This window comes from Serratia sp. 3ACOL1, from assembly GCF_003668775.1.
Classification (GTDB): Bacteria; Pseudomonadota; Gammaproteobacteria; order Enterobacterales; family Enterobacteriaceae; genus Chania; species Chania fonticola.
The window spans coordinates 5,028,815-5,050,082 of sequence record NZ_CP033055.1 but is presented as its reverse complement, the minus strand read 5'-3'; the positions used below and the strand labels follow the sequence as shown (position 1 = coordinate 5,050,082).

The following is a 21,268-nucleotide window of genomic DNA, read 5'->3' as shown; positions in this document are numbered from 1 at the left end:
GCTTTGGGCTACACTGCTGACGAAAACGTTGGCGGTATGTTAACAAGCCGCTATCCATCCGTAGATTCAGGGATTGTGTCATGAAAACGTTAGGCGAATTTATCGTCGAGAAACAACACGACTTCTCTCACGCCACCGGTGAGCTGACCTCATTGCTTTCTGCCATCAAACTGGGTGCCAAGATCATTCACCGTGATATCAACAAGGCGGGTTTAGTTGATATCTTGGGGACTAACGGCATTTCCAACGTTCAGGGCGAAGTTCAGATGAAGCTGGACCTGTTCGCGAACGAAAAGCTGAAAGCAGCGTTGAAGGCTCGTGGTGAAGTTGCGGGCATCGCGTCGGAAGAAGAAGACGAGATCGTGATTTTCGACGGCGAGCGAGCTGAGAATGGCAAGTATGTGGTGCTAATGGATCCGTTGGACGGCTCGTCCAACATTGATGTGAACGTCTCGGTCGGGACGATCTTCTCTATCTATCGCCGCATCACTCCGATTGGCACGCCAGTCACCGAAGAAGATTTCCTGCAGCCTGGCCATGCACAGGTAGCGGCCGGTTATGTAGTTTATGGCTCTTCCACCATGCTGGTATACACCACCGGTTATGGCGTACATGCCTTCACCTACGATCCGTCGCTAGGGGTGTTCTGCCTCTCCCACGAGAAAGTGCGCTTCCCGGAAAAAGCCAATATGTATTCCATCAACGAAGGTAACTACATCAAGTTCCCGCTCGGGGTGAAGAAATACATCAAATACTGCCAAGAGCAGGATGAAGCCACCCAGCGCCCTTATACCTCACGCTATATCGGTTCACTGGTTGCCGACTTCCACCGTAACCTGCTCAAAGGTGGCATCTATATCTACCCAAGCACCGCCAGCCACCCACAGGGCAAGCTGCGTCTGCTGTATGAATGCAACCCGATGGCGTTCCTGGCTGAACAGGCCGGGGGTAAAGCCAGCGATGGCAAAAACCGCATTCTGGATATCGTGCCGCAACAACTGCACCAGCGTGCGCCATTCTTCGTCGGAACCAAATCGATGGTAGAAGACGCCGAACGCTTTATTGCTGATTTCCCAGACCAGTAACGCTATAAAAGGGGCGGCATGCCGCCCCTTCACATCACAGTTTGAACACAGCCATACTCTGTGCCAATAGCTGCGCCTGCTCTTCCAAAGAGCGCGTTGCTGCCGCAGACTCTTCCACCAGCGCCGCATTCTGCTGTGCCACCTGATCCATTTGTACTACCGCCAGGTTAACCTGCTCGATACCACTGCTTTGTTCGCGAGTGGCCGCCGAGATTTCACGCATCAGCGCCGTGACGCGCCCGACTTCGCCCGTTATTCCGTTCATGGTCTTCGCCGCCGTAGCCGCCATCTGTTCACCTTCCCGCACACGGTGTTGTGAAACTTCGATCAGCCCTTTGATCTCTTTGGCCGATTGCGCACTACGTTGGGCCAGGTTGCGTACCTCACCGGCCACCACGGCAAAACCACGGCCTTGCTCACCGGCACGTGCCGCCTCTACCGCCGCGTTGAGCGCCAGGATATTGGTCTGGAAGGAGATACCGTCCATCACGCTGATGATATCGGCGATGCGTCGGGAGCTGTCGGTAATGGCCTGCATCTTGCTCATCACCTGGCTGACCACGTCACTGCCCTGCTCGGCAATATCGGAGACGCTCAGTGCCAACTGGTTGGCCTGTTCGCAGTTTTCAGCATTCATTTTCACCGTAGAGGTCAACTGCTCCATACTGGCGGCGGTTTGCTCAAGCGAAGCGGCCGATTCCTCCGTACGCTGCGCCAGATGAACGTTACCCGCAGCCAACTCACGGGAGCCGGTGTCGATCTGGCTGCTGGCATCGCGGACTTTACTGACCGACATCACCAGCGATTGCTGCATACGCTGCATGGCGCTTACCAGGCGCCCCATTTCGGTATCACCTTCACCGCTAATTTCGTGGGTCAGATCCCCGGCGGCGATATGCTCCAATTGGACGATCGACTCATCTAACGGGCGCAGCAAGATCACACGCATAGCAAACCAGGCCAGCACCGCCAGTAACATGCTGAGTAGCCCAGCCGCAACGATCAGGATAATCTTGGTGCTGGCATTACTTTCTGCCTCACGCGCATGCTGCTGGCCAATCTCCATGGCAAACGCGCGGAATTCACTAAGATCGGCTTCAAAAGCAATGCTCAACTTAGAGATATGATTTTCTTGAATGGCGTAATAGTCATCCAACTTCCCCGCCTTTATCGCCGCCGCCATGGGCGCAATGCCTTGCTCCAGATAGGCGCGATAGCTCGCCTGCATCCGCATTGAGAATTGGCGACCTCGTTCGGTCACCGTTCCCACGTCGACAAAGCGCGCCATTTCCTTTTTCGACTGTTCCAGATAGCCATAAATGCGCCCCACCGAGGCGTCAGCAACCTCAATCTGACCAATCTCGCGCTGGCGTACTGCAAGCGAGGCAGCCGTTCTGGCCCGTAGCGCCAGGTTGGAGCTGTTGGCCAACGAACCCAGCTCTTCCCCCAGGATCTGGTTCAGAGTCTGTAGCGAACGTGTTCCGTCGTTAATGGCTTTAACCCCGATGATGCTGACAACAATCAACAGCAACGTCATCAGGCTCAACAGGGCAATCAGCCCGGCCTTAACGGTGATCTTCTTTAACATGAGTGTTTCCCGGCTTTAGAAAAAAGTAGCTTCAGATGTAGAGGAGGCAAGAAGGCAGGGTCAGCTAGCTGCTGGACCGTTATTATTTGAGGAAGTTATCGGCAGCCGGGGAGTAAACTTCAATCAATGAGGGATTAATCTGGAAAAGGTGCTGTTATCGGCCAGGCAGCAGCTCAATGATGAAAAGGACGGGAAATCACAAAAGACTCCGCTATAATAGCCGCCACTCCATTTCTGGTTTGATTAAAGGAAACCGACATGAGCTTGAACCTGGTCCCTGCTGGCAAAGACCTGCCAGAAGACATCTACGTAGTTATCGAAATCCCGGCTAACGCCGATCCAATCAAATACGAAATCGACAAAGAAACCGGCTCGCTGTTCGTTGACCGTTTCATGTCCACGGCGATGTTCTACCCGTGCAACTACGGTTACATCAACCACACTCTGTCACTGGATGGTGATCCGGTAGACGTGTTGGTGCCAACCCCATACCCACTGCAACCAGGCTCAGTGATCCGCTGCCGCCCAGTTGGCGTGCTGAAAATGACCGACGAAGCCGGTGAAGATGCGAAACTGGTTGCCGTACCGCACAGCAAACTGACCAAAGAGTACGATCACATTAAAGATGTGAACGACCTGCCAGAACTGCTGAAAGCGCAGATCACCCACTTCTTTGAACACTACAAAGATCTGGAAAAAGGCAAGTGGGTAAAAGTGGATGGTTGGGCAGACGCTGCTGCAGCCAAAGCTGAGATCGTTGCCTCTTTCGAGCGCGCCAAGAAGTAATTCTCGCCCGAACTGATAAAAAAACACCGCCCAGATGAGCGGTGTTTTTTTTACTGCTTTTCGTCAAGACGCTTGAGCCAGTCACCGCTTTCAATCCGCGGGAAACCGTCCACGCTGTGTCTATACAGGTAGATCCACGCACTGCCATAAGGCGTACGGATCAGCTCGCGCTTGTAGTCTTTGGTATTGCTTTTCAACTCGTCCAGCTCGGCCAGAATCGATGAGTTAATACGATACACTTCGCAGTGTACCGTGCCCTCTCCAGGGATCGCCGCCGGGTAGTGCCCCAGATTATAAAGCTGGTAGCCTTCTAACTCATGTTCACCCAACCATTGGGCGTTGGTCATCCAATGGCTGTTTCCCTGTTTGCGTCGTAAACTGCCGTAGACAATTATTCGCATAGCTAAAACTCAAACTGATAGAGCACATCCAGTGCCTGGTCTAGACCAGACACCGCTTCCAGATACAACCTAGGCATCAGGCGGTATCGCAACGTCAGCGTGGCCAATGAGTCGAAGATCCCCACCCCATATTTTACTTGTAAGCCAGGGAGGACATAGCCGCTCACCACTACCTGAGAGCTGTCGCCAACTCCCTCGGTATCAAGGGCCAGATTACTTACGCCAAACGCCTCGCCGATTTTACCCACAAGTTGACCACTTTGTGCAACCCCCATACCAATTAACATTGAGGTCATGGCGTTGCCATCAGCACCGCCAGCCCCTAATCCCTGGCCACGCAGCAGGTAAGACAGCGCTTCTTGCTGAGACATGGCCGGATCGGAGAACACCTCAAGCCTTGGCGCATCGGCCATGCCGGTCACGCGGACACCAGCGGTCACGTCATTTTCCGTAGCATCCGGATTACGGATCGCCTCAATATTCAGCAGCGGTTGATCTGGTGGCCCAGAGAATATCAGTTGGCCTTTACGCACGAGCAGATCCTGGCCATACGCATGGAAACGCCCCGATGGAATATTAATCTGGCCATGTACTCCCAGACCATTCTGGTCCTGTGCCACACGCAGATCGCCACGCAATCTGGCTTTCAGGCCAAATGCATCCAGACGCACGTCGTTACCCACGCGGATCGTCAGATTGCTGTTGATTGGGATCCCTGCCGTCGCCGGTTGGATCGGCTTGAGCTGGTTATTCAACATCACTTCATCAGGAGAAACTCCGACTGCGCTTTCTGGCAGCTCCTGCACCGTGATGCGCGCCCAAGGGATACCTACGCTACCATTGAGTGAGAACAGCTGCGGTGTGGCTTCGAACACCACATCTGGTGAAACATCAATACGGACCATTGGCGGCAGGGTCACCCGCAGCCGATCGCCCTTGGCTGCAATACGTGCACGCCAGGCATTGATATCCCGCCAGTCGGCATCCCCGGACAGATTGAGCTGCCCATGCGTGGTCGCCAGCAATCCTTCCAGGGTCGAAGTCATCCCGTTGAAGTTCAGCGCCAGGCGGCCTTCGGTCATATCGAACGGCATCCAGTGGCCAACGATCGCCACCTTATCCAGCGCCAGACGGCCAAACACCAGCGGGTTCTGCGCATTGCCGCCTAATTGCAGGTTGGCATTCAGCAGCCCCGCGGCTTTCTCGCCCTGCGTCAGTATCGGGTTAAGCAGCGCCAGCGACACATTGGTGATATTGACGTTGCCGCTGATGGTACGACGTACCTGCGGATCGGCAATCTGAACGTTACCGTTAAACTGCCCGTTATTAGTCAGTTTGATCAGCCAGTCTGCCTGTGCCCGGCCATTGTTCAGGCCCGCATTGAGGTTTAGCGTGTCAAAGGCGATCGGCAATGCGGCGCCCTGCACCTGCTGCACCACTTTTACTCCTTTGCCAACCAGTGAAACCTTCGCCTGTGGCAATGCGCCCCCCGGTTGCCAACTTACGTCAGCTCGGCCAGTAAAGACCCCGTTCATGGCGGTATCCGGCCCCAGGAACGGTTTGATCATTGCCAGGTCGAAGCGGTTGAGTACCACGCTAGCCTGGCCGCTGGCCCCCGCCTCGATGGTTCTAGGTACGCACAGCTCGGCATTCGGGTTCACCCAGCAATGCGGCCCTACGCTGATTTTCTGTTGCGTATTCAGGTAATCCAACGCGATGGCACGGCTAAGACGCCATTCCCCCACCGGTGTATCAAAATGAGTGTTGTTCAGGTTGCCTCGCCAGCGTTGTTGCTGACGATCAAAGCTGCCCTCCAGGGCCAACTGCCCGGAGACTGGCTTGCCATCGATGTTCAATTGCAGCCGATGTTGGCGCTCGCTGCCTCTGGCATCCAACGTCAACAAATTGACCTGCAGCGCGTCCTGTTTGAGCTGTTCAACCCGTACCGCCAGTTGCCCCTGGATCTGATCGCTGGAACGGACATCGCCGTTGACCTTCACCCGATTGATGTGCAGCGCCTGCCATTGCAAGCCTGTCGCGGTAAGATCTGCCAACAGCTGTGGTGCCTGCAAATTCCCGCGCAGCTTCAACTGCCCGCGGACATTTCCAGCAAGGCCCGGCAAGGCGCCGTCGAGATGCGCCGCATCAACATTGGCATCCAGCACCCAGCTTTTCTCATCCAACTGGCCTTTAATGTTGAGCGTATTGCGCCCCAACGCCAGATCGATACCCGGGATCGTCCACTGCCCGGCCGCATTGCCACGCAGGGAACCGCGCGCCGATACCTTGTTTTGTTTCACATTGCCATCGAGCTGCAGCACCGGCACCTGTAATTGCCAACTGCCGCCGTGCAGGCTGCCACGGGTGGTGATTTTCCCTTCCAAACGCGCTGGCCATTCCGGCCATTGCTTGGCGGTATTAATGCCTGAAAGCGTCAGCTGTGATGTCCAACTGATCGCTTTGCTCCAGTCCACCAGCGCCGTCAGATCGGTGTTCCCCTCCAGCGCAACCAACCGCAGGCGCTCGAGTCTGAACTGTTCAAGATTACCTTTACCATCCAGCTGTAGCACAGCCGGTGGCAGATCCTGGCCTTTGAAATTGGCGCGGGTAGAGAGCGCATAATCTGCGGCCTTGCCGTTAAAGCGCAGGCGGAAGTCATTGACCTGATACTGTGGCTCGCCAGTCAGCGGCCATTTCAGCTGTTTGCTTTGCAGTGTCAGCGCCAAGGGTAAACCCACCTCTGCCAACTGGGTTTGCACATCCAGCTGCGCACCAACGGGGCCAGACAGGTTAAGCGCCACTTTCAGCTCTTCACGCAGCCCACCAGACACATTCAGCTTCGCCTTCTCGCCTTTCAGCGGATCGATATTCAGCGTGCTGTTGGCCACCATTTCCACCGGCCAACTGCCGGTCAGCGTTGCCTGCCCTTTGGCGGAAAGCATGCCTTGCGGCGATCTCACGTCAAAACGATCCAGCTGAATGTGCTGATCTTTGGTGCTGGCCTGCAGCTGCAAGCGGGTGATCGACACCTCAGTGTCCCCGGTCAGATGTAGCTGCTCGCCGTTGATTTCCTCAACGGTAATATCCAGCGGCAGGCGAATTTCTGGCAGATCCGGCAGCAGCGGTTTGGCAAACAACGCCTTCAGAGTTTCGCCCAACGGTTGCTCTTCCGCTGGCGGTGGCACCAATGCTGGCGCAACCGTCGTTTTCTCTGCCACCTTGTCTGCCACTTTCTCCGCTGCGGGCTGCAGTGCCTCCGGCAAAGGATTCACCGGCGTTTTTGGCAACGCGATCAGCAAAGCGCGCACCGTAGTTGGCATCAACGTCAATGCACGTTCCTGCCACTGTGCGCCAGTGCTGAATTCTCCCAACGAGATCGCCGTATCGTCCACGGTAACCTTGACGTTATTCAACGCCAGCTTACGCAGGGTAATGGGATAAGGCGTGCTGAGATCGCCGATCGGCTCGTTGCTTTCCTCAACCGGCGCAGAAGGCGCCATTTCGGCGGTTTTCACCACCACATCAACATCCCGTGCGGTCAGCGCATTGACGCACAATGAACTGCGTTTAAAACAGGAGAGATCTAGCGAGAGATGGAACTGCCCGGCGTTAACTGCCACACCCGGCATCTGATACTTCACACCTTTCAGGGTCAGATCGCGCCAGCCACCACTGACCGCCGCAATTTCCAACCCGGGTACCCAGCGGGCAGCCCCGTTGATCACCATATGCAAGCCGGTCGTGGTGCCAAGCAGAAACGCCAACGTGCCGATCAGCAGCAACAGCAGGATCAAAAATCCCAGACAAATCTTTTTTATCAGGCTCATAGTTCAGGCCCCAAACCGATATAAAACTGTAGGCCGTGGGTTTCTTGATCCCCAACCGGCGCGGCGATATCCAGTTTCACCGGCCCTACCGGCGATTGCCAGCGCACGCCAACGCCCGCACCGGTCTTGAAATTGCTGTCTGAGAATTTATTGACCGCCTGCCCGGAATCCACAAACATCGCCCCCCACCAGCGGCCAGTGACGTTATATTGATACTCCAGCGAACCCGTCACCATTTTAGAGGCACCGGTCAGTTTGCCGTCATCTCCCCGCGGGGAAATGCCCTGGAATTTATAACCACGGATACTGCGATCGCCACCGGCGAAGAAGCGTAAATCCGGCGGCACTTTGTCAAAATCGTTGGTTTCGATCCAGCCAACCTGACCACGGACCACAAAGCGGTTTTTCTCCCCCAAGCTACGGATCCAGACGTTTTGTGCCTGCAATAGCGCAAAGTCCACCCCGGAGCCCCAGGTAGTATCCGACACGTCGATGGAATAGCGCTGGCTGTCACCCCACACAGGCATCAGGCCTCCCCGTGAACGCGTTCGATTCACGGTCACCCCAGGATAAAGCAGCATGGTGGTATTGGTGACAGAACCCTGGGTAAAGTGGTCCAGACGCCAACTGAGGTTCACCGCATGTTGCCAGCCGCTGGAGAGATCCCAGTTACGCGAAGCCACGATCTTGGTACTGTCAGATTGGGTGTCGTTCAGATCGGTACGTTTGAAACCGCCCTGTAACAGGTAATACTGTTCTAGCGGGTTGCGTAGCAATGGGATTTTATAGGTCAGATCCAACTGCTGCTCCGGCTGAGAGATACTGGCAGCGGTTACCAGGCTGTGGCCACGATCGTTCAGCCAGGGCTTTCTCCAGGTTCCTAGCACCCGTGGACCAATGTCGGTAGAAAAACCGCCACCTAGCTCCACGATATTGCTGCTACGCGGCGTCACCACCGCATCTAGCGGCAGGATCTTGCTCTCTTTAGAGTCGGTAAAGTCTGGAGACACCACCACCGAGTTGAACCAGTTAGTGGCGGATAAACGGCGGTTCAGCTCGGCAAGATCGTTCGAACTGTAATAATCCCCCTGATGGAAGGGAAGCAGATTTTGCAGATAGTCCTCGCGGATTTGCGAGCCCTTGAAAATCACTTTACCGAAGTGATAGCGCTCACCGCTGTCGAAATCTATGTCCCAGAACGCCTTATGCAACTCTTCCGCCACGCCAAGTTGGCTCTTGAGCATTTGAGCATCAAAATAGCCTTTACGCAGCGCCAGGTTGGTCAGCGAACTTTTAAAACTGTCGAACTGGCCATGGTTGAGGATCTCGCCAACCGTTGGCCGATCGGTTCTGACCAGATTCAGATAATCTTCGTCGGTTCTGGCCCCGCCTTGCAGCTGGATATCCACACCTGCAATACGCACCGGTTCACCCGGATCGACCTTGGCGATCAATACCGGACGCGAAAGCTTCGGGTTATCATCAAAGGTGAATTCAATCGTAGGCTGATAATAGCCCAACGGCCGCAACCCCAGGCGGATGGCAGCATCCACTCGAGCGCGAAAACGCCCCTCGGCATTAACCTCTTCCGGCGTGATCGCTGAAAGGCGCACACGAACGTTGCGCTCCAAATCCCCACTCAGGCCGTCAACCTGCAGCCGCACATTCGCCGCTAACACCGACGGCGTAACGAATAGCGCACATAACACGCAAAGGACACGATATCGTGGCACAGGTGCTCCTTAATTGATTTTTCTGTCCTGTCAGTACCTTTGCTCTGGTGCTGGGGCGGTGCTATCAGACTGCCCCCCTTACCTTTAGATCCCAGACGTTGCCCATACGGCATCGACCGTTACCGAAAACAAGACGCATTCTTAGCTTTTGGCGCTCAAAATACTGCGTTAAGCTGATACATAAACCTTAGATAGGGCTTATTGTGGGCAAAGAAGCGGCCAGTTACAACTGACACGCGTTCCTATTAGGCTAATTCTTATTATGGCAACAGGAGTCAAACGTGGTGCAATCTTTTGATAAGTCTCAAAACATCGATAAGGCGAGTGCGCTTCCTGGCCGTACTACGCCGATGCCCGTCGCTACGCTTAACGAGGTGACCGGCCATTCCATGACCTTCGTGCCCGAGGGGATGGCAACGGCCATCTTTGGCATGGGCTGCTTTTGGGGCGTTGAACGCCTGTTTTGGCAACAGCCAGGGATTTATAGCACTGCCGCAGGCTATAGCGGTGGCTATACGCCAAATCCAACCTATCGCGAGGTATGCAGCGGCCAGACTGGTCATGCCGAAGTGGTACGCGTAGTGTTTGACCCGCAGGTCATCAGCTACCGCCAGCTGTTACAGGTCTTCTGGGAAAACCACGATCCTGCGCAGGGCATGCGCCAGGGCGGAGATATCGGTACCCAATACCGCTCTGCTATTTACTACCTGGATGCAGAACAACAGGCCGAAGCGGAGCAAAGCCTGCAAGCGTTCCAACAGGCGATGGATAAAGCGGGCGATCAACGCACCATCACCACCGAAATCGCACCGGCACTGCCTTTCTACTATGCAGAAGATGACCACCAGCAATACCTGCATAAGAATCCAGGCGGCTATTGTGGCCTGGGCGGCATTGGGGTTTGCCTGCCTCCACAGGGTTAAACTGTTAATTTTTAACCACTGGCGGCCCTCACGGGGCAACTGCTATACTGTGTTGGGCCGCGTTTGCGGCCCGCTTTTGTGGGCGCGTGATATAACGCCCCTTGGATCCACCTTTTTAAACGGTATGACCCCTCCGAAAGATCGCCGACATCCCGTCGGTACGAATGGATAGACTATGTTAAACAGTATTTTACTGATTCTTTTTCTGATCGCAGTGAGTGCGTTTTTCTCGCTTTCAGAAATCTCTCTGGCTGCGTCACGCAAGATCAAACTCAAACTGATGGCTGACGAAGGCAACATCAATGCCGCCAGAGTCCTTAAGCTGCAGGAAACCCCTGGCCTCTTCTTTACCGTGGTGCAAATCGGCCTCAACGCCGTAGCCATCCTCGGCGGGATCGTCGGCGATGCCGCCTTCTCCCCTAGTTTCAAATTGATTTTCGACCGCTTCCTGTCACCCGAGATTTCCGAGCAGGTAAGCTTTATGTGCTCGTTCGTGATGGTGACCAGTATGTTCATCCTGTTCGCGGATTTAACCCCGAAGCGCATCGGTATGATTGCACCAGAGACGGTTGCCGTCCGGATCATCAACCCGATGCGTTTCTCGATCATGCTGTTCCGCCCGCTGGTCTGGTTCTTCAACGGCATGGCCAACCTGATTTTCCGCATGTTCAAGCTACCGATGATGCGTAAAGACGACATCACCTCCGAAGATATTTACGCGGTGGTGGAAGCCGGCGCGCTGGCCGGGGTACTGCGCAAACAGGAACATGAGCTGATTGAAAACGTCTTCGAGTTGGAATCGCGTACCGTGCCCTCTTCGATGACGTCCCGCGAAAGCGTGATTTACTTCGACCTGCGCGAAAGTGAAGACAGTATTAAAGAAAAGATCTCCACTCATCCGCATTCCAAGTTCCTGGTGTGCGACGGCCATATCGATCAGGTCGTTGGTTATGTTGACTCCAAAGACCTGCTGAACCGCGTTTTGGGCAACCAGAGCCTGGTACTGAGCAGCGGCGTGCAGATCCGCTCGGCGCTGATCGTGCCGGATACCCTGACCCTGTCAGAAGCGCTGGAAAGCTTTAAAACCGCCGGTGAAGACTTTGCGGTGATCCTCAATGAATATGCTTTGGTGGTCGGGATTATTACGCTGAACGATGTGATGACCACGCTGATGGGCGACCTGGTCGGCCAAGGTCAGGAAGAGCAGATCGTGACGCGTGATGAGAACTCGTGGCTGATTGAAGGTGGGACGCCAATCGAAGACGTGATGCGTGTACTGCATATCGATGAGTTCCCACAGGCTGGCAACTACGAAACCATCGGCGGCTTCATGATGTACATGCTGCGCAAGATCCCGAAACGTACCGACTTTGTGAAATATGCCGGGTACAAGTTTGAAGTGGTCGATATCGACAGCTACAAAATTGATCAGCTATTGGTCACCAGGCTGGTCGACAAACCGATCACTGTGCTACCAAAAGCCCCCGACGAAACGCCTCAGGCATAAACATTAACGGCCCCTTCGGGGCCGCAGTTACTTTTGCTTTGCAGGTGGCTCTACAATTACCCTAAGAATTTCAAGTCGCAGCTAGGCGACAAGCTTGTTCATCCCCAGGAGCTTACTATTGTAAGTGACTGGGGTTAACAAGTGCAGGTAACAACGCTGCGGCTTGAAAGGCGACGGGTATCGCGCTTTAGCCCATTTCGGCCTGTAGCAACAACACCTGCCGGTTAACTTCTGACATCACGTTGAAGTGGCGCTTGTCACGAACCTTCGGCAACAGGATTTTCCCCTTGTCGAATTCGAACGCCCCCACATCCTTGATGTACAGCCGCCCCCGGAACAGGGTTTTTACATACGTAGCCACTTTCAGTGGGTTATAACGCTGGAAGATTCTCATAGTTGTTACTCTCCTCCCGTTGGATCCATGCGCTCAGCGAGCGGCCAAAGTGGCCACCTCGACATTCGGAGCGCAACTTGATTGCTTTCTAGTAGACTGAGTAAAGCCTATTTCGTTCAACTCTGCCTGGATTTCTATCCTGGATTTACACTTTCTGACAGAATTGTGTATACCTATTTATAACCTTTGCAGTATATCCATTCAAAAATCGCGTGATTGCCCCCAGAAGGAAAAACTGCGATCCGGTTAACAGGACAGACCTCGGATGAGCACCTATGCTTTAATCACCTTGAGTCATATTGAGACTTATTTCCCTCTGCAGGAGAATGCATGAAAAATAGCATGCTGATAATATCGCTGCTGTTGGCCCCGATGTTGGCCTCTGCTCACAACCTTCAACTCCACCAACGCGTGGCACCGATCGGCGTCAGCGATAAGGGCGAGTTGGACTATGTTGATAATAAGTTTAGCTACAAAGGTTGGAATAGCGCGCAGCTTGGTGGAAAAGTGCGAGTGGTGCAGCATATTGCTGGCCGCACTTCGGCCAAAGAGCTCAACGATCCGCTGATTGAAGCCATCAAGACCGCTAAGCTACCGCACGATCGTTACCAAACGACGACCATCGTCAACACCGACGACGCCATCATCGGCACCGCCATCTTTGTGCGTAACAGTATTGAAGACAGCAAGAAAGAATTCCCTTGGTCGCAGTTCATTGTCGACAGTAATGGCAACGTCAAAAAAGCTTGGGACCTGCAACCAAAAGGCTCGGCAATAGTGGTGCTAGACAAAGAAGGCAAGATCCAGTTTGCCAAAGATGGCGCACTGACGCCGCAAGAGGTGCAGCAGGTGATGGAGATGCTGCACCAGTTGCTGAAATAGCGCTTAAACGGCGTCCCGCAGGGCGATGAGCGGGGCGCTGCCTAAAACAGAGAAACCCTAAAGCCAGGGTTCAGGAAAGACTCACGCGGGGTGTATAACAGCGGCTTGCCCTGCCAATCGTGGATCTGAGCCCCGGCAGCAACAGCTACCGCGTGCCCTGCCGCCGTATCCCAGATATTGGTTGGCCCAAACCGTGGGTAAAGCTGCGCCCGCCCTTCCGCCACCAGGCAGAACTTCAGTGATGAGCCTACCGAGATGGTTTGGTGTTCGCCCAACTGTTGCAGGTAATCCTGTAATTCCTCATCGCTATGAGAGCGGCTGACCACCACCAACGGTAGCTCGGCATTACTGACGCTAATCTCACGACGTCGGCCCCCTTCTTCCTTCCAGGCTTTGCCGCGTTCAGCCAGATACAGCACGTCCATCGCCGGAGCGTAGACCACTCCCATTACCGCCTCACCCTCTTCGATCAGCGCGATATTGACCGTGAACTCACCGTTACGATTTAAAAACTCTTTGGTACCGTCCAGCGGATCGACCAGCCAGTAACGCGTCCAGTTGCGGCGGACTTCCCAGGCGGGAGGGTCTTCCTCTGACAGCAGTGGGATCTCCGGCGTCAGTGCCGCCAGACCCCGCTTGATAATATGGTGCGCGGCCAAATCCGCGGCGGTCACCGGTGAATCATCTTTTTTCTGTGCCACATCAAGCGGTTGTTCACCATGATATACCGCCATGATCGCCGTACCCGCTTCGCGGGACAGCTGGCAAATCTGCTCCAACATAGTGCACCTCAGACATTAAGTTCCATGGGACATTTCCCCTTTCTATAGCTTGCAGCCTAGTTTTTTTTTGGCGGAATATCCATCTCAACTCGCTAAGCTGCGGTATTTATTCAAGTCTTCTCCGTCACAACTTTGCATATCGGTAGGTTACATTCGGCCAATTTATGCCAGACTTCACAGTTTACTGAGAGAGGTAGTGGTAATTACATACCCCCTTGAGATGCCCCTCGAAGAATAATCCAATGGAGATAACCATGATCAAGCGCCCTTTGGGACTATCTGCCCTGGCCCTGCTGGTCTGCGCCTCAACGCAGGCAGCCACGGTTGACCTGCGCGTGCTGGAAACCAGCGACCTACACGGCAATATGATGGACTTCGACTATTACAAGGATAAGCCCACCGATAAATTCGGCCTGGTGCGCACCGCCAGCCTGATCCAACACGCTCGCCAGCAGGTGACCAACAGCGTACTGGTCGATAACGGTGACGTCATCCAGGGCAGCCCAATGGCTGACTATATGGCTGCCAAGGGCTTGAAACCCGGCGACCTGCACCCGGTCTACAAGGCGATGAATACCCTGGATTATGTTGTGGGCAATATCGGTAATCACGAGTTCAACTACGGGCTCGACTACCTGAAGAATGCCCTGGCCGGAGCCAAATTCCCCTACGTCAACGCCAACGTTATTGATGCCACCACGCAAAAACCGTTGTTCACTCCCTATATTATTGTCGATACCCCGGTAAAAGACCGTGATGGCAAAGCTCATACTTTACGTATCGGCTATATCGGCTTTGTGCCGCCGCAGATCCTGGTGTGGGACAAAGCCAACCTGCAGGGGAAAGTGACCGTCAACGACATCACCGAAACCGCCAAACGCTACGTACCGGAAATGCGTCAACAAGGGGCCGATCTGGTCGTCGCGATCCCCCACTCTGGCCTTTCCAGCGACCCCTATAAAGCCATGGCGGAAAACTCGGTGTACTACCTCAGCCAGGTTCCAGGCATCGATGCCATCATGTTCGGCCATGCGCACGCAGTGTTCCCCAGCAAGGACTTCGCCAATATCAAAGGCGCGGATATCGATAAAGGTTTGCTGAACGGCGTGCCTGCAGTGATGCCCGGCCAATGGGGCGATCATCTCGGCATCGTGGATCTGCAATTGAATAACGATGGAGGAAATTGGAAGGTTATCGCAGCGAAGGCGCAAGCCAGACCGGTTTATGACAAAGAGAACAAGCGTTCGTTGGCAACAGAAGATCCCGCATTGATCAAGGTGTTAGAGGAAGATCATAACGGAACGCGTGAGTTCGTCAGCAAGCCTATCGGCAAGTCCGACGGCAATATGTACAGCTATCTGGCCCTGATCCAGGACGATCCTACCGTGCAGATCGTCAACAATGCGCAAAGAGCCTACGTTGAGCACTATATTCAAGGCGATCCGGATCTGGCCGATCTGCCGGTATTGGCCGCTGCTGCACCGTTCAAAGTAGGTGGCCGCAAGAACGATCCCGCCAGCTTTGTCGAGGTGGAAAAAGGCCAGCTCACCTTCCGCAATGCCGCCGATCTCTATCTCTACCCCAATACCCTGGTGGTGGTTAAAGCCAGCGGTAAGGAAGTGAAAGAGTGGCTGGAGTGCTCCGCCGGGCAGTTCAACCAAATTGACGTTAATAGCAGCAAACCGCAAGGGCTGATCAATTGGGACGGTTTCCGCACCTATAATTTCGACGTGATCGACGGCGTCAATTATCAGATTGACGTCAGCCAACCGGCGCGTTACGACGGAGAGTGCGCGTTGATCAATGACCAGGCAGAACGTATCAAGCAGCTGACCTACAAAGGCAAGCCGATCGATCCTGACGCCCAGTTCCTGGTTGCGACCAACAACTATCGTGCCTACGGCGGCAAGTTTGCCGGAACGGGCGATAAGCATATCGCCTTTGCTTCACCGGATGAGAACCGCGCGGTATTAGCGGCCTACATCAGCGAAGAAACCCAGAAGCACGGCGCGGTGCATCCACAGGCAGACAATAACTGGAGTTTGGCGAGCTTCCACAGCCCACAGCCGCTGGATATCCGCTTTGAGACCTCCCCTAGCGAGAAGGCTGCTGCATTTATTAAAGATAACGCGCAGTACCCGATGAAGTCAGTGGGTAACGACAGTATCGGCTTTGAGTTGTATAAGATCGACCTAAAAGCCAAGTAATTGAGCGTTAGGCGCGTTACGGCGCGCCTTTTTGGTTCTACCCCTTTTTAACCATGGCGCACCCTTTAAATTGCATTTAAAATGCATGTTATAAATTTCTTCCTTTAAAGGGGCATCATCATGGATTACCGTAACCAATCCCTAGGCGCACTCGCCATTGCAATCCCACGAGCCAGCAAGCTGTTCCGCGACTACGATCTGGACTTCTGCTGCGGGGGTAAGCAAACCCTGGAGCGCGCTGCCAGCCGCAAAGAGCTGGATCTGGATAAGTTGGAAAGTGAGCTGGCCGCACTGGCGGCGGACCCGGTGGATACCCGCGATTGGCGCCTGGCCCCGCTGGCTGAGATCATCGATTACATCCTGCCACGCTTCCACCAACGCCACCGCGAACAGCTGTCAGAACTGGTGTTGATGGCGGAAAAGGTTGAACGCGTCCACGGCGACAAGCCCACCTGCCCACGCGGGCTGGCCAAGCAGCTAAACCTGATCCGGCTGGATCTGGAAAATCACATGATGAAGGAAGAACAGATCCTGTTCCCGCTGATTAAACAAGGCATGGGGCAACAGGCGGCAGGGCCGATTTCGGTGATGGAACATGAGCATGATGAGGCTGGCGAACAGTTGGAGGTGGTGAAATTCCTCACCAACAACGTCACTCCACCGGAAGGGGCCTGTAATACCTGGCAAGCGCTGTACAACGGTATCAATACGTTTATCAGCGATCTGATGGAGCATATCCATCTGGAGAACAACCTGCTGTTCCCGCGCGCACTGAGCGGCAGATAAAACCAGGGCGCCGTGAGGCGCCCTTACTGTAACACTAGAGCCGATTACAGAATTTCGAGCAGCTCAACGTCAAACACCAGCGCGCTGAATGGCGGGATGGATGCGCCTGCACCACGCTCGCCATAGGCCAGGTTGTGAGGGATATACAGCTGCCACTTGGAGCCAACCGGCATCAGCGTCAGGGCTTCGATCCAGCCTGGGATCACGCCGCTGACCGGGAACTCGGCAGGTTGACCACGTTCAACGGAGCTGTCGAACACATCACCGTTGATCAGGCGGCCGGTGTAATGCACACGCACGCGATCCTGACGTGATGGGATTGGGCCATTGCCCTGCTCCAGTACGGAGAACTGCAGGCCAGACTCGGTCAGCGTCACTTCGTCACGCTTGGCGTTATCTTCCAGGAACTTCTGGCCTTCAACGGCCATCGCCTGCTGTCGCTCAAGGCGTACAGCATCCGCACGTTCGTGGATTTCGCGCAGTGCACGATGGACCACATCTACCGGAACCGCCGGGGCATTCCCTTCCAGCGCGTCACGCAGGCCAGCCAGCAGAGCTTCTGGTTGTAAACCTTGCAGGCCGGACTCTTGCAGTTGCTGACCGACCTGTAAACCAATCCCGTAACTTGCTTGCGCTTCAACGCTATCAAAAGAAGGGGTTGTCATGGGGTTTTCCTTTAGTCTGTAAAAAGTCGAAAGCGCAGCATAACAGCGCGGCAAAGCCGGGTAAAATCTTGTGTGGAGAATGATGACTTTTGTCGTAGAAAAAGAAACAATAACCTGCTGTTAACGTTTGGTGTCATTATTCTCTCGGCTACCAATCGCTTCAAACAGTTAGCGATATAGACCCGGTACGGCTCAAGGCCGGCACCGAAGTGGCGCAGTACAGAGACTATTCGCCCCTCAAGGTGCACAAGTGCACTGCGGCTTGAAACCATAGGGTATACTGGGGTCAGCGATACACTTTTTGTAAAGTGACAAATTTACGCAGTTGAAGAGAGGTCACCATGGGCAGAATCGCGCCCAGGAGAAGGAAAACCACCCGTGTCTACCAGCCATTGCTGCGCACCTGGCTGAACCTGAGCCAACGCCTGAAGCCTGGCCCGGCACCGGAAACGCCAGCAACCACAGATGAGCCGGACTCACCACCGCCACAGCAGAGCGGCAAGGGGCAAAGGCTCAAAGCGTTGTTGCTGAAAATATGGCACCTGCCGGACAGCCTCCACTGGATGGAACCGCTGCCCTATTTTCACCGCCGTTGGGTGATTATTTTTGGTGCTATCCTGCTACTGTCGCTGCTTTGGCCGTATTCCGACGATAACGCGCGTCCGTTCCCGGTCACCAGCCAGGAAAACCAGATACCGTTGCAAGCTCAGTTACAAAACGATGGCCAACAAACGGCAGGCGAAAGCGATAGCTGGCAGCGATATCAGATCCAGGCTGGCCAAACTCTGGCGCAGCTGTTCCGTGACAACAACCTGCCGGTGAACGAGGTGTTTGCCATGGCGCGAGTTGAAGGCAACGATAAGCCACTCAGCAATCTGAAGGCCGGGCAAGAAGTGCGTATCGAACGCAATGCCAACGGCGTGATCACCGCGCTCTCAGTCACCACCGTGGATAACAGGGAAGCCCTGTTCCGCCGCCAGAACGATGGCAGTTACCTGCGCGTTCGCTAATCTTTAAGCTGGTCCAGCAAAAAATCACGCAGTACAACCCCCTGGTTGTGCTGTGTGTCCTTGCTGCCATACAGCAGGGTCAACGGCTCACCTCGCTTTAACAACGCCACCAGCGGCTGCCAGGCCTCATTGGCGACCAACTGTTGGCGATAGAGTGCAACAAACTCATCCCATTGGTCGGTATGCTGATGAAACCACTGGCGTAACGCCGTATCCGGTGCCACCTGCTTAAGCCAGATGACTCCCTGCAATCTCTCCTTACTCACACCGCGCGGCCATAGCCGGTCGGTCAGATAGCAGTGCTCCGGTGCCGGGCCGCTGAAATCGTAGACTCGCTGTAAGATAATTTCTGCCATTTTCGCCTCTCCTTGCCAACAGATGGCCTCAGAGTAGCGCGTTTTACCCGGCGCTGAAAAGCAAAACGCCAGCACTAGGCTGGCGTTTTAACTTGGTGTACTAAAGCCGATTAAGCTTCAGCAACCACAACTACATTCAGCTGTGCGAACACGTCGCTGTGTACCTGGAAGTGCACTTCGTGCTCACCAGTGGTACGCAGAACGCCGTTCGGCAGACGAACTTCGCTCTTGGCAACTTCAACGCCTGCCGCAGTAACTGCGTCAGCGATGTCGCGGGTGCCGATAGAGCCGAACAGTTTACCTTCGTCGCCTGATTTAGACGCGATGGTGACTGAACCCAGTTCGTTGATCTTGGTTGCGCGAGCTTCAGCAGCAGCCAGAACGTCAGCCAGTTTGGCTTCCAGTTCAGCACGGCGTGCTTCGAAGAACTCTACGTTTTTCTTGGTAGCAGGAACAGCTTTGCCCTGTGGTACCAGGAAGTTACGGGCATAACCCGCTTTAACGTTAACCTGATCACCCAGGCTGCCCAGGTTTGCTACTTTATCAAGCAGAATAACTTGCATTACCTTATCCTCTCAAAGTCGTTAATGGACAGTGGCCGATTACTGATGACGATCAGTGTACGGCAACAAAGACAGGTAGCGCGCGCGCTTGATAGCACGGGCCAGCTGGCGCTGATATTTTGCACGAGTACCGGTGATACGGCTCGGGACAATTTTACCACTTTCAGTGATGTAGTTTTTCAGCGTAGCGATGTCTTTATAGTCAATCTCTTGAACGCCTTCCGCGGTGAAACGGCAGAACTTGCGACGACGGAAATAACGTGCCATTTGGCTAGTCTCCAGAATCTATCAATTCAATCTGCTCGGCATGCAGGACCAATTTGTTCAGCCCGTTGCGCCCTTGATGGCAGCTAACGAAGCCTTGAACGGTAACCTGACTGCCGACCGTTAATCTTTGAGTTAAAGCTTGTGACTGTTGTCCGCTGACAACCACGGGCATTCGGCACCATGCTTGCCTGCTGAATCCGGCTTCCATCTGCGACGATCGGTGCTCAAGCACAAATTGGCAGTGGGGTATCCCGGAAGGACTCACTTTTCGCACCGGCGTCTTGCACACTGTGCCAGACAACACCAGACGATTAGCCGTCACGACAGCAATTACTCTTCAGAATCCCCAGCATCTGCATCATCTGCGGTTTCGTTAGCGAAGTCTTCGCGGCGATCGCCACGACGTTCGTCTTTCGCTTTAACCATCGGAGATGCTTCAGTTACCGCGTGCTTAACGCGCATAACCATGCTACGGATAACGGCGTCGTTGAAGCGGAAGTTAGTTTCCAGCTCATCGATCGCTTCCTGCGGAGCTTCAACGTTCAGCAGAACGTAGTGGGCTTTGTGCAGTTTATTGATCGGGTAAGCCAGTTGACGGCGGCCCCAGTCTTCCAGACGGTGAATCTGACCTTGCGCGTTAGTGATGGTAGCACTGTAACGCTCGATCATGCCCGGAACCTGTTCGCTTTGGTCAGGATGGACCATAAAAACGATTTCGTAATGACGCATCGAATTGCTCCTTACGGATTATTCAGCCTCCTGTCAGGGTCAACCGCGGCCCATGGAAGCAAGGAACGTGTGTATGTGTGCGGCTGAAAAATGACGCGTAATCATACCGGCGCAAGGGGGGGAACTCAAGGACTGAGTAGGATTTATTGAGGTTTATGCGTAAGGCCACGAGAAATAGCACGATTTGCTGGCAGAAAAAGCGATGTATACCGATCCATAGGTTTTAAAAATCCTTCAACAAAATCATCAGCCCACTGGAAATCATTATCATTTTTTTTGAATAAGGCCATCAAAATCTCCCCCTATTTAATCCTGACTATCGGACTAAAGTTAAATTATCCGCCGCAGAAAGCGCAGCGATAAAGGGTTGCAGTTATTCAATATTGATAAATAACTTTTTGCTTAATGAGCAGTATATCGGCTGCGGGCCAAGTGACACGCCGCTGTAGCAAAGAGTTAAGAGAGGCACCTATGAAACGTATCACCATCGCTACCGCTATCGCGTTGCTGCTTTCCGCCAACGCCATGGCCGCCACTGAAATCACCGCACACCAGGCCGCAGAACGCCAAAGCATTGGCTTCGTCAGCCTGACTCAGGAAGTGGTTTCGCCCGACGACGCGACGTCCCAAATCAACAAGATTGCCGATCAACGCGGCGCCAGCGCTTACCGGATTGTTGCGCTACATGAGCCAGGCAGCACCGCGTCTATCCACGTCAGCGCCGAGCTTTATCGCTAACCGAAAAATGCAGCACCAGGGAACCCTGCCGCACCAAGA

General features: G+C 54.3%; 22 protein-coding genes. 9 read left to right on the top strand and 13 right to left on the bottom strand.

The genetic code is table 11. The features are described 5' to 3' along the window. Window positions 1-80: 80 nt before the first annotated feature. A complete protein-coding gene (gene fbp, locus D9980_RS22895) occupies window positions 81-1,085 on the top strand; it encodes a class 1 fructose-bisphosphatase (protein WP_029711176.1) in 1,005 nt (334 codons plus the stop codon). Window positions 1,086-1,119: 34 nt separating this feature from the next. On the opposite strand, the gene D9980_RS22890 is transcribed toward fbp, so the two are convergent. Continuing rightward, on the bottom strand, window positions 1,120-2,673 hold the full coding sequence (locus D9980_RS22890) for a methyl-accepting chemotaxis protein (protein ID WP_121608514.1): 1,554 nt from the start codon (window positions 2,671-2,673) through the stop codon (window positions 1,120-1,122). Window positions 2,674-2,931: 258 nt separating this feature from the next. Between D9980_RS22890 and ppa the strand changes: the two genes are divergently transcribed. Further along, window positions 2,932-3,459, top strand: coding sequence for an inorganic diphosphatase (ppa, locus tag D9980_RS22885; RefSeq protein WP_024483356.1), 528 nt, complete (start codon window positions 2,932-2,934; stop codon window positions 3,457-3,459). Between the two features lie 50 nt (window positions 3,460-3,509). On the opposite strand, the gene D9980_RS22880 is transcribed toward ppa, so the two are convergent. The 3 genes from D9980_RS22880 to D9980_RS22870 are packed head-to-tail and all read right to left on the bottom strand — an operon-like array spanning window position 3,510 to window position 9,420. Next, window positions 3,510-3,860: a gamma-glutamylcyclotransferase gene (locus D9980_RS22880; RefSeq protein ID WP_024483355.1), complete on the bottom strand. Its 351-nt coding sequence runs from the start codon at window positions 3,858-3,860 to the stop codon at window positions 3,510-3,512. A gap of 2 nt (window positions 3,861-3,862) precedes the next feature. Further along, the gene (locus tag D9980_RS22875) at window positions 3,863-7,687 is read right to left on the bottom strand and encodes a translocation/assembly module TamB domain-containing protein (RefSeq protein ID WP_121608513.1); all 3,825 of its coding nucleotides are present in this window, start codon (window positions 7,685-7,687) and stop codon (window positions 3,863-3,865) included. Next, window positions 7,684-9,420 carry an autotransporter assembly complex family protein gene (locus D9980_RS22870; RefSeq protein WP_121608512.1) on the bottom strand — a complete coding sequence of 579 codons (1,737 nt, stop codon included), beginning with the start codon at window positions 9,418-9,420 and terminating at the stop codon, window positions 7,684-7,686. The genes D9980_RS22875 and D9980_RS22870 overlap by 4 nt, the downstream gene beginning before the upstream one ends. 284 nt (window positions 9,421-9,704) lie before the next feature. Here D9980_RS22870 and msrA point away from each other — a divergent pair, with 284 nt between their 5' ends. Together msrA and D9980_RS22860 are read left to right on the top strand one after the other, a co-directional pair. Next, a complete protein-coding gene (msrA, locus tag D9980_RS22865) occupies window positions 9,705-10,343 on the top strand; it encodes a peptide-methionine (S)-S-oxide reductase MsrA (RefSeq protein ID WP_121609075.1) in 639 nt (212 codons plus the stop codon). A 175-nt stretch (window positions 10,344-10,518) separates the two neighbouring features. Continuing rightward, entirely contained in the window at window positions 10,519-11,850 is a 1,332-nt protein-coding gene (locus D9980_RS22860) for a hemolysin family protein (protein WP_065684098.1), read from the top strand. Window positions 11,851-12,037: 187 nt separating this feature from the next. Here D9980_RS22860 and D9980_RS22855 read toward each other — a convergent pair whose 3' ends face one another. Further along, a complete protein-coding gene (locus tag D9980_RS22855; RefSeq protein ID WP_021179022.1) occupies window positions 12,038-12,244 on the bottom strand; it encodes a DUF1107 domain-containing protein in 207 nt (68 codons plus the stop codon). Between the two features lie 330 nt (window positions 12,245-12,574). Between D9980_RS22855 and D9980_RS22850 the strand changes: the two genes are divergently transcribed. Beyond that, entirely contained in the window at window positions 12,575-13,126 is a 552-nt protein-coding gene (locus tag D9980_RS22850) for a YtfJ family protein (RefSeq protein ID WP_024483351.1), read from the top strand. A 41-nt stretch (window positions 13,127-13,167) separates the two neighbouring features. On the opposite strand, the gene cysQ is transcribed toward D9980_RS22850, so the two are convergent. After that, a complete protein-coding gene (gene cysQ / locus D9980_RS22845) occupies window positions 13,168-13,908 on the bottom strand; it encodes a 3'(2'),5'-bisphosphate nucleotidase CysQ (RefSeq protein WP_024483350.1) in 741 nt (246 codons plus the stop codon). Window positions 13,909-14,162: 254 nt separating this feature from the next. Here cysQ and D9980_RS22840 point away from each other — a divergent pair, with 254 nt between their 5' ends. Then, window positions 14,163-16,115 (top strand): bifunctional 2',3'-cyclic-nucleotide 2'-phosphodiesterase/3'-nucleotidase, encoded by a 1,953-nt coding sequence (locus D9980_RS22840; protein WP_162304312.1) that lies wholly within the window; start codon window positions 14,163-14,165, stop codon window positions 16,113-16,115. Between the two features lie 120 nt (window positions 16,116-16,235). Continuing rightward, on the top strand, window positions 16,236-16,901 hold the full coding sequence (ytfE, locus tag D9980_RS22835; RefSeq protein ID WP_024483348.1) for an iron-sulfur cluster repair protein YtfE: 666 nt from the start codon (window positions 16,236-16,238) through the stop codon (window positions 16,899-16,901). 44 nt (window positions 16,902-16,945) lie between these two features. Here the strand turns inward: ytfE and D9980_RS22830 are convergent, their stop codons facing one another. Next, window positions 16,946-17,566, bottom strand: coding sequence for a peptidylprolyl isomerase (locus D9980_RS22830; RefSeq protein ID WP_021179017.1), 621 nt, complete (start codon window positions 17,564-17,566; stop codon window positions 16,946-16,948). Window positions 17,567-17,907: 341 nt separating this feature from the next. Here D9980_RS22830 and D9980_RS22825 point away from each other — a divergent pair, with 341 nt between their 5' ends. Continuing rightward, the gene (locus tag D9980_RS22825) at window positions 17,908-18,576 is read left to right on the top strand and encodes an OapA family protein (protein ID WP_024483347.1); all 669 of its coding nucleotides are present in this window, start codon (window positions 17,908-17,910) and stop codon (window positions 18,574-18,576) included. Here the strand turns inward: D9980_RS22825 and D9980_RS22820 are convergent. From D9980_RS22820 to D9980_RS26760, 6 genes are all read right to left on the bottom strand, one after another. Continuing rightward, window positions 18,573-18,932 (bottom strand): DUF488 domain-containing protein, encoded by a 360-nt coding sequence (locus tag D9980_RS22820; protein ID WP_024483346.1) that lies wholly within the window; start codon window positions 18,930-18,932, stop codon window positions 18,573-18,575. The two genes, D9980_RS22825 and D9980_RS22820, sit on opposite strands and share 4 nt — an antisense overlap. 110 nt (window positions 18,933-19,042) lie before the next feature. Further along, window positions 19,043-19,495, bottom strand: a complete 453-nt coding sequence (gene rplI, locus D9980_RS22815; protein ID WP_004933629.1) for a 50S ribosomal protein L9 — start codon at window positions 19,493-19,495, stop codon at window positions 19,043-19,045. Between the two features lie 39 nt (window positions 19,496-19,534). Further along, window positions 19,535-19,762: a 30S ribosomal protein S18 gene (gene rpsR / locus D9980_RS22810; RefSeq protein WP_000135199.1), complete on the bottom strand. Its 228-nt coding sequence runs from the start codon at window positions 19,760-19,762 to the stop codon at window positions 19,535-19,537. Between the two features lie 4 nt (window positions 19,763-19,766). Next, complete coding sequence (gene priB / locus D9980_RS22805; RefSeq protein WP_065684090.1) at window positions 19,767-20,084, bottom strand: primosomal replication protein N; 318 nt, start codon at window positions 20,082-20,084, stop codon at window positions 19,767-19,769. A gap of 8 nt (window positions 20,085-20,092) precedes the next feature. Further along, a complete protein-coding gene (rpsF, locus tag D9980_RS22800) occupies window positions 20,093-20,491 on the bottom strand; it encodes a 30S ribosomal protein S6 (protein ID WP_004933634.1) in 399 nt (132 codons plus the stop codon). Window positions 20,492-20,634: 143 nt separating this feature from the next. After that, window positions 20,635-20,781, bottom strand: coding sequence for a hypothetical protein (locus D9980_RS26760; RefSeq protein WP_162304311.1), 147 nt, complete (start codon window positions 20,779-20,781; stop codon window positions 20,635-20,637). A 181-nt stretch (window positions 20,782-20,962) separates the two neighbouring features. Here D9980_RS26760 and D9980_RS22795 point away from each other — a divergent pair, with 181 nt between their 5' ends. After that, window positions 20,963-21,229 carry a DUF1471 domain-containing protein gene (locus tag D9980_RS22795; RefSeq protein WP_065684089.1) on the top strand — a complete coding sequence of 89 codons (267 nt, stop codon included), beginning with the start codon at window positions 20,963-20,965 and terminating at the stop codon, window positions 21,227-21,229. Window positions 21,230-21,268: the final 39 nt, after the last annotated feature.

Coding starts and splice junctions, on each gene's coding strand:
- fbp (WP_029711176.1), top strand. CDS start 81: ATGAAAACGTTAGGCGAATTTATCGTCGAGAAACAACACGACTTCTCT.
- D9980_RS22890 (WP_121608514.1), bottom strand. CDS start 2,673: ATGTTAAAGAAGATCACCGTTAAGGCCGGGCTGATTGCCCTGTTGAGC.
- ppa (WP_024483356.1), top strand. CDS start 2,932: ATGAGCTTGAACCTGGTCCCTGCTGGCAAAGACCTGCCAGAAGACATC.
- D9980_RS22880 (WP_024483355.1), bottom strand. CDS start 3,860: ATGCGAATAATTGTCTACGGCAGTTTACGACGCAAACAGGGAAACAGC.
- D9980_RS22875 (WP_121608513.1), bottom strand. CDS start 7,687: ATGAGCCTGATAAAAAAGATTTGTCTGGGATTTTTGATCCTGCTGTTG.
- D9980_RS22860 (WP_065684098.1), top strand. CDS start 10,519: ATGTTAAACAGTATTTTACTGATTCTTTTTCTGATCGCAGTGAGTGCG.
- D9980_RS22855 (WP_021179022.1), bottom strand. CDS start 12,244: ATGAGAATCTTCCAGCGTTATAACCCACTGAAAGTGGCTACGTATGTA.
- D9980_RS22850 (WP_024483351.1), top strand. CDS start 12,575: ATGAAAAATAGCATGCTGATAATATCGCTGCTGTTGGCCCCGATGTTG.
- cysQ (WP_024483350.1), bottom strand. CDS start 13,908: ATGTTGGAGCAGATTTGCCAGCTGTCCCGCGAAGCGGGTACGGCGATC.
- D9980_RS22840 (WP_162304312.1), top strand. CDS start 14,163: ATGATCAAGCGCCCTTTGGGACTATCTGCCCTGGCCCTGCTGGTCTGC.
- ytfE (WP_024483348.1), top strand. CDS start 16,236: ATGGATTACCGTAACCAATCCCTAGGCGCACTCGCCATTGCAATCCCA.
- D9980_RS22830 (WP_021179017.1), bottom strand. CDS start 17,566: ATGACAACCCCTTCTTTTGATAGCGTTGAAGCGCAAGCAAGTTACGGG.
- D9980_RS22825 (WP_024483347.1), top strand. CDS start 17,908: ATGGGCAGAATCGCGCCCAGGAGAAGGAAAACCACCCGTGTCTACCAG.
- D9980_RS22820 (WP_024483346.1), bottom strand. CDS start 18,932: ATGGCAGAAATTATCTTACAGCGAGTCTACGATTTCAGCGGCCCGGCA.
- rplI (WP_004933629.1), bottom strand. CDS start 19,495: ATGCAAGTTATTCTGCTTGATAAAGTAGCAAACCTGGGCAGCCTGGGT.
- rpsR (WP_000135199.1), bottom strand. CDS start 19,762: ATGGCACGTTATTTCCGTCGTCGCAAGTTCTGCCGTTTCACCGCGGAA.
- rpsF (WP_004933634.1), bottom strand. CDS start 20,491: ATGCGTCATTACGAAATCGTTTTTATGGTCCATCCTGACCAAAGCGAA.
- D9980_RS26760 (WP_162304311.1), bottom strand. CDS start 20,781: ATGGCCTTATTCAAAAAAAATGATAATGATTTCCAGTGGGCTGATGAT.
- D9980_RS22795 (WP_065684089.1), top strand. CDS start 20,963: ATGAAACGTATCACCATCGCTACCGCTATCGCGTTGCTGCTTTCCGCC.